The organism is Anaerostipes sp. AF04-45 (assembly GCF_003461725.1).
GTDB classification, from domain to species: domain Bacteria; phylum Bacillota; class Clostridia; order Lachnospirales; family Lachnospiraceae; genus Anaerostipes; species Anaerostipes caccae.
The window spans coordinates 1-17,058 of sequence record NZ_QTXQ01000005.1 but is presented as its reverse complement, the minus strand read 5'-3'; the positions used below and the strand labels follow the sequence as shown (position 1 = coordinate 17,058).

Annotated in this window: 15 protein-coding genes; all 15 read left to right on the top strand. The window is 38.8% G+C overall.

Annotated elements, in window-relative coordinates; translation table 11 throughout:
* The first annotated feature begins 113 nt into the window (after nt 1-113).
* The gene (locus DWV34_RS08655) at nt 114-629 is read left to right on the top strand and encodes a hypothetical protein (protein WP_118475997.1); all 516 of its coding nucleotides are present in this window, start codon (nt 114-116) and stop codon (nt 627-629) included.
* A 481-nt stretch (nt 630-1,110) separates the two neighbouring features.
* Entirely contained in the window at nt 1,111-2,166 is a 1,056-nt protein-coding gene (locus DWV34_RS08645; RefSeq protein ID WP_158565683.1) for a serine/threonine protein kinase, read from the top strand.
* A gap of 201 nt (nt 2,167-2,367) precedes the next feature.
* Nucleotides 2,368-6,018, top strand: a complete 3,651-nt coding sequence (locus tag DWV34_RS08640; RefSeq protein WP_158565682.1) for an isopeptide-forming domain-containing fimbrial protein — start codon at nt 2,368-2,370, stop codon at nt 6,016-6,018.
* 60 nt (nt 6,019-6,078) lie between these two features.
* The gene (locus tag DWV34_RS08635) at nt 6,079-6,453 is read left to right on the top strand and encodes a hypothetical protein (protein WP_118475991.1); all 375 of its coding nucleotides are present in this window, start codon (nt 6,079-6,081) and stop codon (nt 6,451-6,453) included.
* A complete protein-coding gene (locus DWV34_RS08630) occupies nt 6,446-6,862 on the top strand; it encodes a single-stranded DNA-binding protein (protein ID WP_118475989.1) in 417 nt (138 codons plus the stop codon). Before DWV34_RS08635 ends, DWV34_RS08630 begins: the two co-directional genes overlap by 8 nt.
* 23 nt (nt 6,863-6,885) lie before the next feature.
* On the top strand, nt 6,886-7,146 hold the full coding sequence (locus tag DWV34_RS08625) for a hypothetical protein (RefSeq protein ID WP_118475987.1): 261 nt from the start codon (nt 6,886-6,888) through the stop codon (nt 7,144-7,146).
* Nucleotides 7,070-7,678, top strand: a complete 609-nt coding sequence (locus tag DWV34_RS08620) for a hypothetical protein (RefSeq protein ID WP_147342253.1) — start codon at nt 7,070-7,072, stop codon at nt 7,676-7,678. The genes DWV34_RS08625 and DWV34_RS08620 overlap by 77 nt, the downstream gene beginning before the upstream one ends.
* Nucleotides 7,679-9,508, top strand: coding sequence for a VirB4 family type IV secretion system protein (locus tag DWV34_RS08615; RefSeq protein WP_118475982.1), 1,830 nt, complete (start codon nt 7,679-7,681; stop codon nt 9,506-9,508).
* Complete coding sequence (locus DWV34_RS08610; protein WP_118475980.1) at nt 9,509-10,717, top strand: lysozyme family protein; 1,209 nt, start codon at nt 9,509-9,511, stop codon at nt 10,715-10,717.
* Nucleotides 10,718-10,738: 21 nt separating this feature from the next.
* On the top strand, nt 10,739-11,002 hold the full coding sequence (locus tag DWV34_RS08605) for a hypothetical protein (protein ID WP_118475978.1): 264 nt from the start codon (nt 10,739-10,741) through the stop codon (nt 11,000-11,002).
* Nucleotides 11,003-11,151: 149 nt separating this feature from the next.
* Nucleotides 11,152-11,949 (top strand): helix-turn-helix domain-containing protein, encoded by a 798-nt coding sequence (locus DWV34_RS08600; RefSeq protein ID WP_199485886.1) that lies wholly within the window; start codon nt 11,152-11,154, stop codon nt 11,947-11,949.
* A gap of 38 nt (nt 11,950-11,987) precedes the next feature.
* Nucleotides 11,988-12,149 carry a hypothetical protein gene (locus DWV34_RS17185; protein WP_158565680.1) on the top strand — a complete coding sequence of 54 codons (162 nt, stop codon included), beginning with the start codon at nt 11,988-11,990 and terminating at the stop codon, nt 12,147-12,149.
* Between the two features lie 240 nt (nt 12,150-12,389).
* The gene (locus tag DWV34_RS08595; RefSeq protein ID WP_118475974.1) at nt 12,390-13,790 is read left to right on the top strand and encodes an ArdC family protein; all 1,401 of its coding nucleotides are present in this window, start codon (nt 12,390-12,392) and stop codon (nt 13,788-13,790) included.
* 15 nt (nt 13,791-13,805) lie between these two features.
* Entirely contained in the window at nt 13,806-15,137 is a 1,332-nt protein-coding gene (locus DWV34_RS08590) for a hypothetical protein (protein WP_118475972.1), read from the top strand.
* Nucleotides 15,138-15,542: 405 nt separating this feature from the next.
* Complete coding sequence (locus DWV34_RS08585) at nt 15,543-16,265, top strand: type III toxin-antitoxin system ToxN/AbiQ family toxin (protein ID WP_118475970.1); 723 nt, start codon at nt 15,543-15,545, stop codon at nt 16,263-16,265.
* Nucleotides 16,266-17,058 lie beyond the last annotated feature (793 nt).

Sequence of the window (17,058 nt, the reverse complement as noted above, 5' to 3'; positions counted from 1 at the left end):
GTAAAATTGAAAAATGTAACATTGGAACAACTCAAAGCAATTATGAATTTAAAATAAAAAAGAGGGAGAATGATGGAAAAATATATGGTAAAATAGAAGAAAGAAGGTGAACTATGGAAAGTAGATTTATTGGAACTGCAAGAATAGGAAAAGGGCTTTTATCCTTTGGACTTGGGGGCATTGCAGCTTTTTATATGATACAATTTAGTGTCATCAAATTACTTCCTTTATCTAAAGAAATGAAAGAAATCATGCAAAATGGAGCTTCGCAGGACTTTGGCATTGGAGTATTTGTAGCCGTTATACTTTTGGTGAGCCTGTTTGCGCTACTGGCAGCCCCACTTTTTTTTCAATGGGATGAAAATGCAGGAATAAAGATTTTAATTCTTTTATTGGCATTCTGCTCAGATGCTGTTGGTATGCTTACAGTCATTGTGAGGGGAGAAATTTTTCTGTCTTATATGGTTGTGATTTGGATCTCATCTATTTACATCGCATGGTTTTTTCTTGGAATAATAAATATTGTGTATCAGTGGGTGAAGTCAGGAACAGAAAATGAACAACTTAACATGGTGAAACTGACATTTTTATGGACGATCATCGCTTTTATCATAGGGAAAGTGTGGTAGAAAAATTTGTATGGTAATATTAGAAAAATCATAATTGGTATAAATTTAGGCATTGATATAGCAGCGATCATTTTTATCTTCCTCTTGCGGAGATATAACCAGGTTCTCTGTGCAATCCAATCTAAATACACAAATAAATTGATGCAGTCATTTTATATAGTAGGCGAGCATGATTTTTTCAAGTATTTTGTAGGAGGACTGATCTTTGCTGCATTACTAATTATTCTATCTGTGAAGGACTACAAGTCTCGTGATGAGATAGGAAGTGGGCTTGCACTGATTCTGATATTCATCAACGCTTTTTTACTGATAACTTTAATTATTGTTTATGCAAATCCTATATTTACTTCAATGGTTGTAGTTTTTACATGTGTAGGAGTCGGATCCTCTGGGAAGCAATGATACATGTGCGTGCTGCAGCAACAAGAAGTTAGAGTATAATAAAAGTAGGAGTATAAGAAGAAATAAGGAGGAAATTATTATGAATAAATTTGTAAAGAAAGCAGTCGTTACAGTTGTGAGTGCTGCATTGGCAGTTTCTCTGTTGCCAGCAGTTCCAGCTCAGGCAGCCAAGAAGAAACTGACAGTGAATAAAGTATATAATACAACCACTAAGGTGAAAGGGAAAACCAAAGGAAAATATGTTGTAAAGATCAAGATTGGAAAAAAGACTTACAAAGCAAAAGCCAGTAAGAAAGGGAATTACAGCGTAAAAATTCCAAAACAAGCAGCTGGCAAAGCCTTGTATGTCAGAGCCTATAAAAAAGACGGCAAAAAATACTATACAAAAAAGAAGTTCTATGTTTTAGCAAAGACGATCTCAGTCAGCAAATTTTCAAGGACATCTAAGGTGATCAAGGGATATGCCCGTCCAAAATACACCGTAAAAGTCACAATCAACGGAAAAATATATAAAAAGAAAGCAAGTAAAACGAAAGGTTCTTTTTCTATCAAGATGAAAAAGGCCGCCGGTAATGCAACAGCTACGATCCGATTGTATAATACCAAAGGTAAAAGAGTAAAGACTTACAGCAAAAAGGCGTATAATGCTGTAAATTCTAAACCATCTACAAATACAAAATTGCCAAGTAAAGAGGACCCGATCAATGAAACTCAAGTTCAGAAGGACATTGACCAGGTGAATCTGACAGGCAAAGAGATCATAGGAGGAGATGATAGGGCAGGTTATATGTATTATGTTGGTACTGAAGAATGGATTTCCGTAGGATATGTATTTAACTATCTCTATACGGAAGCCGATGGTGCACACGTTCAATTTGGAGCAAGAAACGGAATTACACTATACTTTACAGTAAGTCCGAATCGTTTGACTAAATTTGACTGGCCCACCAAGGAAAATTTTGACTTTAAATTGGAGTCAGGACAAAACCGGCGATTTCAGGGAACAGAATTTAAAGAATTACCAGATACCAACCTATATTATAAGGTAAAGGGCTATAAGAACGGAAAGCTAGTCATAATGAGAGCCAGTTCAGAATATTTAATTGCTGGGTACAATGATAGTATGTTCCAATAGAAAGAAAATAAAAAATAATTCAAGGATTACAGGAAACAATTTCTGTGGTCCTTTTTTTGTGCCTCAAGTGAAGGAGTTGATGCTATGTATACAAGAAATCGAAGTCCTACCTAGAAAAGAAAAAACATCGTGAAGCTAGCGATGTTTTTTTCTTTTAAAAGTACATTTGACTTACATGTAAGTAAAAGGAGACGACAAAGAATGAAGAAAAAAAGAAGCTTGCTGCAAACGATCGCAGTGATCGCCATGGCGGTTTTGATGATGCCGACCATAGTATCTGCCCAGATTGATACTGCCGGCACTGTGGGAATAAAAAAAGGTACTGGAGGTGGAGAAGCATGGAAAAGAAATAATCCAGAAGGAGGATGGTCTTCCTTTGATGATGCTAAAAACAAGGCATTGAAGGTAGATCAATCTTACGGCTTCCGTCTGCAAGCAACCAATAAGACAAAATTTTCTGTAAGTGAAGGTAATAAATCCAATGCTCCTGCAACTTTCCAAGGAACAGATCTGAATCTTCCCTCTTTCTTAAAGAACGATTACTTCTGGTTTAAAACAGAGAACAACACCGCCAATAATATCCAGGTTAAACGTACAAATCTAAAGATATATCAGGATGGAAAATGGATCGATGTTGATTTAGTCCGAACCATTACTGGATTTGAAAAATATAAGAGCGAAGAAGGGTGGATTGCACTCGGAAAGGGCATTTCATCAACCGCATATGTAGGCTTAGAAGAAGTGAAGACCCATAATGCATTTTATAAGGCAGGGACCACGACACCAGTTAAAATAAAAAGTAATGTAACCTTAAAAGATATTGATGATGGTCAGTACATTGGAATCAAAGCTGATAGAGTGGTTGGCCAGTATGTATCTTCCAATACCAATCTTTGCTTTGCCGAAGATAACGGAACCTTGATCTATGCGGATCAGACTGGAAAAAACTATGACTCTGAGGCGTTTACTTGCGTAGCCTTTACATTCGAGTCTACGAGTTTTGACTATACGTTCGGAAGGACTAGGGATGAGCCGTCAAACCAGGAACAGTATGTAGGTAGCGGGCAGAACATGTTTGAAGTGCCGCCGGTCAAACCGAAAAAGACAATTACTGACAGTGATGAGACAAATGTAACACAAAATTATATCCGGCACCTGGCAGAATCATGGACCTATTCTGTAACACAGCCTATCGCTCAGGGCATACCCGAAAATTTTTACTTCGATAATTTCATTTTCGAGGATGCCATTGATGACTGTTTAAAAGTGGAAAATGTAACGATCATGGCGGAGGACGCAAATGCAAACGTTTCTGATGTAACCTCTATGTTTACGGTTGCTACTGATCAAAACAATAAAGTCACTGCTACATTAAAAAATCCAAAAAATCCGGATTTTTATAGTAATACGATCTACACCATGAAGATCAAGGTTAAAATCAATATTCCGGAAAACTGGACGGCAGATCAGAAGAAAGCACTGGAAAAGAAATGGGAAGACCACGGCCATTATGCTTCTGCGAATAGCTCACTTATGTATACAAATAAAGCAAAGACGATCATTGACGGATCGAATTTGGAAACAGATCAAGTTGTTACGATTGCTGAATTACCAGGAAGGAGCGATTCATGGACCGGTTTTGATGTTACAAAAACTGTAGACAAATATGAACATCAAGTTGGAGACACGATTGTCTATACGGCAACAGTAAAAAACAACAATGCAAATGCGGATTCCGCATACTTTCAAGTTTCAGACCTGACGATACCGGAATGTATCAAGCTGGACTTTAGCTCAGTCAAAGTCACGGGAATCGACGCAGCAAACTATACACTATCTCAATCCGGTAATGGCTGGATTTTACGGAGTAAAGGAGGTTATGCACTTCCATATGGTAGCACGATCACCATTTCCTTCAATGCAACAGCAGGAGAAACTTCCAATGGTGTAGAAATGATAAACCGGGTAAGGGCAACAGCCGTAGGTGTCCCTGAAAAAGAAGCAGATGCAAAAATCTGGATCAATAGTCCGGAACTCAAGGTGGATAAAAAAGCGGATAAGCAGAAATATAAGGTAGGTGACATTGTAACCTATTCTGCAGATGTCAGCATGGACTCCATTGGTTGTGTTGCTAGGAATATCGTGATTAAAGATGCCATTGCCACAGAAGGAGTTAAACTGCAGAAAAACTCTATCGTTTTAATGGATGGGGCTGGGAATATCATTAAGGATGCAGATATAAAAGTTAAGGATAATGATTTTGAGATTACCACAAAGAAAAATCTAATCTGCACAAAAGATAACTACTATTTATTTGACGTCGGTCAAAAAATAGGGAAAACCCAAGATAAGTACAATCCCCTGGGAATTGAGAAAGAAACAGCTTTTAAGCTGGAGTATCAGATGGCCATCACAGATGAAGACTTGGCGGGACAAGATGTAAAAAATGTCCTCACGGCGACCAGCGATGAAAAGCTTCCTAAGGAAGACGAAGAGACCGTAGTGGTCCAGGGGCCAAACTTAGATATTGAAAAGTCCTCCAATGCAGGAGTATACCAGGTCGGTGAGACTGGAAAATATAAGATTATAGGCCGTCAGACAAGGGATGGAGAAACCGCAAAAAACGTTGTGATCAAAGATCAATTCGGCATTGAGGGGAGTGTAATCGACAAAGAGTCGATCAAATTATTCATTAATGGTGAGGAAATTACTCCAAAATCTTTGGAGGTAACTGACACAGGATTTGTTATGGAGACAGGCAAAGATATCACCGATGCAGATAAAGTAGAGGTTACTTACAATGTTTTATTTAAAGAGGCCTCGCTGGATGGAAAAACTGTACCGAATACTGCTTCGATCTCTGCAGATAATACCGCAGAAAAGAAAACAAATCATGAAGTACAGATTAAAAACGGAGCAGGACCGGTTGTAAAGATCGTAAAGAAAACAGATAAGGATCTTTATTATATCGGGGAGAGTGCAAAGTACACTCTTACAGTTTCACAGGAACGTCTGGATGCCACTGCAGAAAATATAGTAATTACTGATCTGATCAAAGAAAAGGGTGCTGAATTAGATCCTGAGACTGTAAAGGTAACAGTGGCAGGCCAAGACATTACTAAAGACTGCAAACTTACATTGAAGGATGATGGACAGTATGAGCTGCAGACAAATACAAATCTTTCTACTGAGGTAATGACAGTTACCTATGATGTATGGTTTAAAGATGCTTCTTTACGAAATAAAGAAGTAAAAAACATCGCAACGGCAAAAGCAGACAATGCCGATGAGGTGGAAACGGATCACACGGTGCAGATTGGAAAGAAGGATGCCGAAGTGGCCGTTAAAAAGGATGCAGCCGAAAAAGATTACAAAGTTGGTGATCTGATTCCGTACAGCATTAAAGTTGCTTTGACCAAAGAAGGCGATACAGCCAAAAACGTAAAAATTGTTGACCCGATTCCGGAAGAATTAGAATTGCAAAAAGATTCCATCAAAGTGACTGGTGTCAAAGACTATGAAGTAAAAGTCGAAGGAAAGACTCTGACCATAGCAATTAATCAGATGTCCTATGGAGAAACAGCGGTTATCAAATACCAGGTCAAAGTTTTAGATTCTGCCGTAGGAAAGGATATCACAAATAAAGTGGAGGTTACAGGAGAAGATGTTGTTCCAAATAATGCCTCCAATACGATCCATATACCGAAACCAAAAAAGAAACCAGGAGTAAAGGAAACCATTTCTGAAATTGCAAAAACCATGGATGCTTCAAAACCGTGGTTGTTTGGAGGAATACTGATTGCAGCCGCCGGCACCGGCGTTGTAATTTGGAGAAGAAAAAAGAACAGTTAATTATTAATTAAGGGACATCAAATTGATGTCCCTTTTTATGTAAAGAAGGTGAAAGAGCCTATGAAAGAAGTTGCTGAACAAGTAAGAGCAATAAGAAAAGTGAGAAATCAGCAGGGAGAAGAAATTTTCCAGATGGTCATGGTTGAGCCAGAGACAGGAAGAATTATTCCGGATCCACGGCCATGGTATGATGCCGTAAGTGCAGGACAAACGTATGTTACTTTAGAAGAATTAGAGGCAATCAGTAAAGAGCTACAGGAACCGAAGAAGCTTAGTAACGGTGCGGAAGAGCTTCTTGGAATTGATGAGACTCCGAGATTGAGAGAAGAACAGAAATTGAGAAAAGAGGCAGCATATAAAGAACCGTCTCTGCAGGAAGGAATGGAGGAAGAAGTGGTCCTGGAACTGGTCCAAGAAGGAGGATATTATGAATAAAGTTATTTTAATGGGACGATTAACAAGAGATCCGGATGTTAGGTATAGCCAAGGAGAAAAACAAATGGCTGTGGCCAGATACACTTTGGCAGTGAATCGAAGATTTAAGAAAGATGGAAATCCAGATGCAGATTTTATCAACTGTGTGGCATTTGGACGTGCCGGCGAGTTTGCTGAAAAATATTTTCACCAGGGATTAAAGATCGTCATCAGCGGTCGGATCCAAACTGGAAGCTATACAAACAAAGACGGTCAAAAAGTTTATACAACAGATGTGATCATAGAAGAACAGGACTTTGCAGAAAGCAAAGCTTCTGCTCAGCGACAGCAGCAAGCACCTGCAGGTAAAACAGACGAAGACGGATTTATGAACATTCCAGATGGATTGGAGGAATTGCCATTTTCCTAAGGAAAATGGAAAGGAGAATACACATGAGAGTAAAAATACCAAAAAGGGTTTTAATTGAAATGGGGTTTGAGTATGTGGAAGTAGAGGGGAAAATTATGGTCGATGTCACACCGTTGTGGATCGACCTTGGGTATAAATCACAAGAGCTGCAGCAAAAAGTTGACCAATATTTAAATCAAAAAGCAAAAGAGGCAAAGGAGAGAAAAAATGAGAAAGAAGGGAAAAGCAAAGCAAAGCCAAAAACAACTGTCGGCTCAGGAGTTCACCAACGTAAAGGATATTAGAGGGGAATTCCTTTATACTCGTGATGGCTTTGTTTTTTGCTACTTAAAGATCTTTCCGATCTCTATGGATTTGTTATCCAGAAGAGAACGGAAAAACTTTACAAAATCGTTAACGGCAGAAATATCATCAGAAAAAGAACCACTAAAATTTTTGGCTGTCAGTCGGCCGACCGATATTACACCGCTTCTTGACCAATATCAGGAGTTACTCTCTAAGACAGAAAATACAGTTCAGCGGGATTTACTGAGAAAAGAAACAAAAGAAATATCTCGTTTAACTTATTATAATGAAGAAGTAGAACGACAGTTTTATTTCTGTCTTTATGAAAAATATGAGGAGAACCGTGATAAAGATTTACAAAAACGAATAGAAGAATTTCAAGCAAAGTTTGAAATAAACGAGGTAAAAACAAAGATTTTGGAAGAAGCAGAAATCATTCAGCTCTGTAACCTGGTTAATAATCCGGCAGTTGTCCTTTTGGAAGATGAGGATGTAGAGCCAGCTCTTCCATTGTTACAGGAGGTGCGCTAAATGGCCAAGAAGAAAGAAGAAGAAGTAAATGCAGCTCTGTTAAATGTCATTGCACCTGTGGGACTGGAGTGTAAGACAAATCAAATCATTCTGGGTGAAAATATGGGGAAAGCCTTTGGCGTCATTAAGTACCCTCCATCTCCAGAATATGGCTGGCTTGGCCGGATTACAAATATTCCATCCAGCATTGTAGCGATGACTTATACACCAAATAATGACGGTGAGATCATTGATGCAATCAACCACAATATTAAGGTGGATCGACAAAATTTAGATTCTATGGATCCTCTCACACAAAAGCGCAGTCAGAGAGCCGTAGATAACGGAGAAAAATTACTCGAACGAATTGACCAAGATGGAGAATCCATTGGAGAACTTAGCACCCTGATTCTTCCTTTAGCCGAAAATAAAGAAATTTATCAAAAGGTTGAGAAGAAAATGAGGGGGACCTGTTCTATCTCCCGTTGCAAAGTCCGGCGTTTAAATATGCTGCAGAGACAGGCGTTACAGCAAATTTCACCGTTCTATACACAGGATCAAAGAATTCAAGATATCGTTAACCGGGTAATGCCCCTTCGAACATTTATCGGAGGATTCCCTTTTTCCAGCTCTGGATTTAATGATAATCAAGGATTCTTTTTTGGCAAAGATGCCGATGGAGGGCTGATTGTCATCGATCATTGGTTAAGAAAAAACGACCGGACCAATTCCAATTTTGTTATTATGGGAGTCCCAGGAATAGGAAAATCAGCAACCGTTAAACATCTGGTCCTATCAGATTACATGATGGGAACAAAGCTGATTTTTATTGATCCTGAACGAGAATACCGGGATCTTTGTAATAACCTTAATGGAGATTGGATTGATGCTGGCGGATCTCCGAAAGGTCGAGTTAATCCTTTGCAAGTTTTTCCGCTTCCTAGAGATGAGGAGGACAAAGACAATTACTATAACCAGGATGACGGTCAAGGCTTAGGAGACCTGGCCTTATGGATCAAGCATCTGGAAGTATTTTTTAGTCTATATCTTCCATCTTTGGATGACATGAAAAAGGCTTATTTAAAAAAAGCCTTAATTAAATTATATAAACAATATGGAATTGATTGGGATACCGATGTGACAAAACTTTCTGCAGAAGACTTTCCGATTATGGAAAACCTGTACTACTTAGTCCAGGCACACGCAGATCAGCTGGATAAGACAAGAAAAGATGCCGATGTGAACATTTGGAGGGAGTTAGAGATGCTGCTTGCAGACGCAGCCATCGGAGCAGACAGCCGGCTTTGGAACGGACACACAACTTTAAAGTCTGACAGCCGCTGCATTGTAATTGATACGTTTAATCTGCAGAACAGCGGAGATAACATCATTCGTGCGCAATACTTTCTCCTAGAGACCTGGGCATGGAACATCATGTCTGCAGACCGGACCGAAAAAGTTATGTTAATCTGTGATGAAGCATATCTAATGATCGATCCGCAGGTACCGCAGAACCTGGTGTTCTTACGCAACGTGGCAAAGAGAGACCGAAAGTATGAAGCGGGCTTGATGATTATCTCCCACTTTATTGTCGATTTCTTGGATGAACGCATTAAAATGTATGGCCAGGCTCTTCTGGACACACCGTGTTACAAAATACTGTTCGGTACAGATGGAAAAAACTTGGAAGAAACCAATGACCTTTATCATCTGACCGAGGCAGAACGAGAATTACTAGAAAGTAAACGCCGGGGCCATGCTCTTTTTATGGCTGGATCCAAACGATTTCACATCAATTTTACCATCCCGGATTATAAATGGGCATATTTCGGAAAGGCAGGAGGCAGATAAATGGATCCAAAATTACTGCTATTATTAAAACGCCAGTTGGAAGATCAGGAATCAAGAAAACGTCTCTTGACAATTCTCTTGATTCCTATTTTTTTGTTTATTTTAATCTTAGCCGGAGTAGCTTCTATGTTTTCTTCCTCCGGAGGTACTGCAGGAGAACCCCTGAGTAAAGAAGTAGAAGCATACCGGCCGATGGTAACAAAGTATTGTGCCAAGTATGAAATTACCGGATATGAAGATCTGGCATTAGCCCTTATGATGGTTGAATCGGGGGGCCACGAGCCGGATCCAATGCAGGCTGCAGAGGGAGCCTTCGGCAAATACTGTCTGATTACAAAAAATAAGCAGGGTGGGCATGTGCAGGGACCAAATGGAATCCCGGTCGGCCATGCCGAATGCAGTATTAACGCTGGTATTCAAGAGCTTAAAGGGGCTTTGAAGAAAGCAGATGTGGAAAGCCCCTACGATATTGATCACATCAAAGTCGCTGTGCAAGGTTACAATTATGGCATGGACCGCTGGATCAGCTGGATCAAAAAACATGGTGGAAAGTATACCTTAGCACTAAGCCAGGAATACAGTGCCACAATGATGCCGGCGGGAGCAAAAGGTACTCCGGATCATGCCGAAAAAGTCATGAAGTATTATTCGATTGCAACGGGAGATAGTTCTGCAGAAGTATTATTGTTGGAGGGCAACTGTGGACTTAAAGTGGTCTATTATAATCAGGGGGATGCGGCTTGGAAGACCCTTCCGTATGGCTCCAGTACTATAGGAAAGAGCGGATGCGGGCCGACATCAGCCGCTATCTGTATTTCTACGTTATCCAGAAAGAGAGTAACACCACGCCAGACTTGCACATGGGCGGCCGCTCGTGGATATTATGTGGCCGGATCAGGTTCTAAACACGATGTGATTCCAGCCTTAACCCGGAACTATGGTCTTAAATGTAAGGGAGTAGGAAAAAACAAAAGTCAAATTGTCAAAGCCTTAAAATCCGGGAAATTGGTTATTGCGATCATGGCTCCAGGGCACTTTACGAAAGGTGGTCATTTCATTGTTCTATCCGGAATCAAAGATGGAAAAATAACGGTCGCAGATTGCGGATCCCGACAAAGAACTGGCCAAACTTGGAGCCTGGACTTGATTATTTCAGAAGCACGTTCCGGAGCATCCGCCGGCGGACCTTTTTGGATTATCTCAAAGTAAAGAAGGAGGAGATTAAAACATATGAGAGAGAAAAAATTAATAGGAATCTTGGGATCTTTTCTGCTCGTTCTTGTGATCATTGCCTGCGCTGTTTTTCTGCAGCAAAAAGAAAAGAAAGAAGTGCCAGGAACTTCCACAACCACAGTACAGCAAAGAGAAAAAACTACAACAACAGAAGAAAAAATGACAGAGGCTCCCAAAGATACATCTGACTGGGAGATAGAAAAACCGCTAGAAGAAGGGGAGACAACAGAAAATCAAAATCCGAATCCCGGCGTACAATAAAAAAAGAGGCCTAGTTGCAATAGGCCCCTTTTTGTGACACATAAGAACAATACATTGGCATTGCTTACAGTCGTTAAAAGTAATTATATTTTAATTCCTTTCGTAAGTAATGTCAATGGTGTTTTGAAAATTTTATGAAAGGAATTGACATGAAATATCAAATAACAAACATGATCTTGGAAGATCCAAGAGTAACCGCTGCTGGAAAATCGGTTGCTCTTTTTTTATGTCAGCTCTCGGATCAGAAAGGATATTCCTATCCGGCCATTGAGACGATAGCATTTAAAACCGGCCTGGCCAAACGAACCGTACAAAGACAGATCAAATCATTAGAGGAAAAAGGATATCTTGCAGTAATTCCGCAATTTATTTTTGGAGAACAGGCGACAAATAAATATTATTTAACTTTTCCAGAACACTCATTTTGTTCCGGTAAGAACGAAGGAATTTGGAAAACATGGATTCTAAAAGATCCAGATTTTTTAGATTGGATTGATCAACAGGAACTTAAACCAGAAACTCAATATAAATGTCGCTGTATCCGTCAGGTTTTCACACTAGAGAAGAGTTCAGCAAGGGAACGGCTGGTTCTTGCGTATTTCCTTTTTGCGGCCGATCAAGAGGCTATGGCATACTTTTCTACCCATGAGCTTTCTGAACGCTTAAATATCCCTTACAGTGCTTTTGAGAGCATCCTTACTGGACTGGAAACCCTGGGATATATCAAACGACTCCAGAAAAATATTAGAGGAGAACAAATCAATATTATTCAATTATGTTTAGAACAGTTTGAGGAAAAGTCCGAAGTAAAAATAGAAAGAGAAATAAATTGCATACAAAGAACATGTCTTGTTTTAGCTCTTATAAATTACAGACAGTACAATGCCTGGGTCGATCAAAGAAAGGCTGTTAAAAGGCAAGGAATTGACCGTCAGGCAGTCTTCTAATACGATAAATAACCGATCAAAGAAGGGAGGTGAACGGAATGGATAAGAAAAAAGCAAAGCAGACTTATCTGACGGATCAGGAAGTAGAAAAACGTCTGGCATTAATCTTTGCAAGAAGAAATATGACCGTAGAAGAACGGTTAAATGCTTGTCTGGAAGCTATCAATGAAGATGACATGGAAATAACTGCCAAAACCTGATTTCTTTTTGACAAGCAATGTCACCCTATCGAAACGATGGGTAACAAAAGAAAAAGGGTAACAGAAAAAAAACTAATAAACCTTAGTTATCTAAAGTTTATAAAAGGGGGTGTAGTCTGTGCAGGAAATGCAAGAACAGCTGTTAGGAGCTGCCGAAGACGAAATGGATATTCCGGAAGAGGAGCTGACAGGAGAAGAGATTATTGACTTCCGAACATTCTTAGAGAAGGAGGGATAAGGGTGGCAAGTGCAATAGAATTAGTCAAAAGTTCCAGAAAAGAGTTGGTTCAAAAAATAATCTCCAACATGGAGCAAGGTTACCTGTTTTCTAAGGAAAAATGGAATTCAAAAGCATTGCGGCCACAGAATCCATTGAGCGGTGTAAACTACCAGGGAGGTAACCGGCTGCGGCTTTCTATGGCTGCGGTAGAAAAAGGCTATCAGGATCCCAGGTGGATGACCTTCAAACAGGCATCCGATCAGGGATACCACATCCGCAAAGGAGAAAAAAGTGTTCTACTGGAAAAGTGGATCTTCACAAAGGAGATCAAAGAAAAGGATGAGCAGGGACAGGAAGTCAAAAAAACAGTGTGTCTGGAGCATCCAGTGTGCAATTACTTCCGGGTGTTTAACGCAGAACAAATGGACGGGGTGGAGCCACTGCCGAAACAGGCGGCGTTACAGGAAGATGCGATATTAAAATTAGCTGAACACTTCTTTTCGTCTTCTGAGTGTGAAATTGTAGAGGCAGCGCAGGAAAAGGCCTATTATTCTCCAGAAAATGACCGAATTGTCCTCCCACCACGTGGTTTTTTTAAATCTCCAGAGGCTTTTCTTTCTGTCGGTTTACATGAAATGGCACATAGTACGGGTCATACGTCTCGTTTAAACCGACCGCTGAAGAACCAATTTGGGACACAAGGCTATGCCAGGGAAGAACTAAATGCAGAGATCTCATCTGCATTTTTAGAATCAGACCTGGGACTTGAGGCGGATCATGATGGCCTTCGGGATCATTCCAATTATCTTAAGTCATGGATCCGGATCTTACAAGAAGATCCAAACGAACTATTTCGGGCTTGTCAAAGTGCCGAAAAAATTAGTGAGTATTTAATATCGAATTATCAAGAGTATATCGAAAATGAGCCATTTAAGAATCTTACGAACAATATGGAAGTGTCAGTGGTAAAAAGGGCCATGAAACTGAGTTTAAAAAATCAAGATCCTGAAATCGGATTACAGCACATTAAAGACTGGAGAAACAAATATCCAAAGTTGGATGGGAAAGAGGTGGAAAAGATATTTAGAACTTGGGTTGAGGAAAATTTTCCGGATCAAGAACCAGAGTTAGCAGAGAAACGACCAATCATGGAGCATGTACCCGGCAGTCAGGCAGCCATAGAAACAGTTTCAGAAAAAGAAATCTTGAAGGATGAAGCGGCAGAATATGATTTGACTCCAGAGGAATTTTTGAATAAAAGACAAATTGGTTTACCTAAGAAACAACCATTACATTCGGATACTATTCAAGATTTGGCACGAGGTGTTATTTCTACCTTAAATCAAACATTGGTAGATTTTAAATTTAAGACAATGGAAGAATCTCAGGACTTGGATTTGGGAGAGGAACTAGAACCATAGGAAAGGAGCATAATTATGGCAGATACAAAAAAACAGCAATTCAACAATCTTCAAATGGTGGAAATCAAACTGGGAGTTCGGCATCATATAGATACAACCATTTATCAAAGCCCAATTTTTCAACCAAATCAAATGCGAGAAATTCGACTTGGCCTTGAAAATGGTATAGAAGTCGAAAAGTATGCACACACAAGATTTTCAGCTCTACAAATGGAGCAGATCCGATTAGGGATGGAACAAAATCTAGATGTGGATATGTATGTTCATCCGGATTTAAATGCAAAGCAGATGGAGCAGATTCGGTTAGGTAAAGAACAAGACCTGGATGTCAGCAAATTTGTTAGCTTAAATTATTCTGCTCAACAAATGGAACAAGTACGACTTGGAATGAAACTCGGTTTAGATATCAAGGCTTTTGAAAGTCCAGCTATGACGGCAGACCAGATGAAGGATATCCGCTTGACTATGACGACACAGAAAGTCTTAGACAAAATCAAAGATCAACTTAAAGAAATCTTAGAAAGTTTGCTGCGTGCTACAAAGTTATATGTACATTTTCCAAGCAGAGAAACAGAAACATCTATAAGTCCTAAAATTTCAGAGATGTTGGCGCAGCGTTCCGAAGAAGTTATCAAGGAACAGATTTCTGAGCAAGAGGCACAAAAAGAACCGGAAAGCTTAGAGGAAGTGGTAGAAGAAGTCAGCGAGGCAATCAAACAGCCAGAGATTCAAGAGGAGATTATATCTGATCAGACTATAGATCAGGCTCAAGAACTTGTGGATGAACAGACACCAGAAAAACAGGAAGAGGAACCGCAGCAAGAAGGAGAACCAGAGAAGAAAGAGGAACCGCAGCAAGAGCAGGAGAAAGAGGATCAGCAGCAAGAGCCACTGAAGGATGAAGAACCTCAATACCATGAGGATCCTGAACTCAATGAAGCTATGAAAAATTATGTACTTTATAGAGAAGAAAGTGGACATCCACTTATGAAATCTCAGATTGGTGCAACACTAGCTCATGTTGCTTTCCTTGAACCAAATATTCATCGTCAAGCAGAAATGTTAAATCAAACGGTCGTCAATGGATGGAAGAGTATTTATCCGGTTAAAGAACAGAGCCAAAAGAAAGAAGTTCCCCAAAGAAAAAGTTATCAAAGATCTAATCCAAATAATAATTCAAATTATCAGAAAGGAAATCCCAAGCCGAATCAGTTTCATAATTTTCAAGAGAGAAATTATGACTTTGATAAACTGGAACAAAAACTGTTGAATAAACAGTATGAAGGGCTACAACAAGAAACACTTTCTGGGGCGCAAAAAGAACCTGCATTAGATTTGGAACCATAGAAATTACAAATACAAAAGATAAGGTATCCTAACTTGCAAAATAAAAGATAAATAACTTATGTTCCAGTGGAACATAAGTTGAAGAATTATAGCATTTATTCAGATTTGGATGTTAAATAGGTGACATATAATATTTGTTAGTTGGGTAGGAACAATAAACTAATATATAAATAGAGCTATTGACAGCAATAAAAAATGTGTTAGAATAAAGGTATAGAAAGATTATCTCATTATTAGTATGAAATATTCTAAAAAGTGGTGTACCCTACCAGTAAGTGGGAATGAAAAAAGCGGTGTACCCTACCAGTAAGTGGGGATGAAAAAAGCGGTGTACCCTACCAGTAAGTGGGAATGAAAAAAGTAGGACTGGTAAGTTATCCAGTCCTATTTTTATGGAGGAAATGAATGAAACGATTAAAGCTGTATCGAATGAATCCTATTTATAACGAATATCTAAGAGAAACTGATAAAAAAGTTCCTTACATAAAGGATGAAAAAGAAAATCGCCCATTTATTGGGGTAGTTTTCTCAATAAAAGAATTAAATTATTTTGCTCCTTTAACATCACCAAAATTAAAACATCAAAAAATGAAAAATCAAATTGACTTTATTAAAATTAAGCAGGGAGAATTAGGTGCAATTAATTTGAATAATATGGTTCCGGCAGACCTAGGAACTTTATATGAAATAAATATTGAAAACTTACCAGAAGAGAGCGTAGCTGAAAAAAATTATAAAAATCTATTAAAAAACCAGATTAGTTGGTGTAATGCGAATCGGGATAAAATTTATAATAAAGCATTTAAACTATACAATAAAATGACTCAAAATAATGTATCCGAAGCGTTACAGAAACGGTGTTGTAACTTCAAAGAGCTTGAGACTGCTTATATAGGGTTTATAAACTCTCCAGAAATAGATGTTGCGGTAACACTTGAAACTGATGTTAGTTTAGAGAATTTAAAAGAAACAGATAGAAAATTAGAAACGTTGAATATAAGATCAGAAGAGGAGAAGAATCAAGTAAGGGCGGAGGATCTTCCAATACAAGCGAAAGAAGTTACGCTGGAACAGCCAGAGCATATGAAAGAACAGGGGATAAACCTAGATCAAGATATGGAATTATAGTATAAAAACTAGTTATGTTCCACTGGAACATAAGTTGAAGAAACCCAGTGTTTATGCGGGGCTTGGAAGATATATTAGAAAGGTAAAGTCCCTTCGGGGGCTTTATTTTTTTGCCCTTAAAAAGAGGGATTGGGAAACCTCCCAAATTTTAAAAGGGGATTGGGGATACCCCAACAAGCTATTTGTATTACATCGTAATACAAATAGGAAGCTTGCTAGAAGACAGAAGTATATTTCTTTGATTCATTAGTTAGCTGATAAGGAAGAGGCCGGTAACAGAAAAAGAAACTTTGATATATAGAGAAAAGAGTGTAGACCCGCATAAACACTGGGATTGATTAACTTATGTTCCAATGGAACATAAGTTGAATTATTGTCAAATTATTCTTTATAGAAATAAATAATATTTTCAAGGTTTTTTGTTTTACTTCTTTGACAATTGTTTTTGAACTGATCCCGGAAAAGTTGAATCATAAGAGATATAATATAATCTTTATTTTCCTGATTTAATCGGTTGAAGTAATATATAAGTTTGCTGTAGTTTTTTCTTTTGTGCATAAATAATCCTTCTCCTTTGTAAAGGGGGATAAGGACATATAATAGATAAATCATTTAAATCCTATTCTATTTTTCAGAAAAATACATTTCCAGTGTCGCGGGTTAAACAGGATTTGAAATTATTTTAACATAATCTAGGACATATGGAGTGAAGATAAATAAAAGGAGAAGTTGTTCCTCATATTGTCCGACGGCAGAATGTGGGAGGTACTAACCGCACGTTATTTTAGTGCCA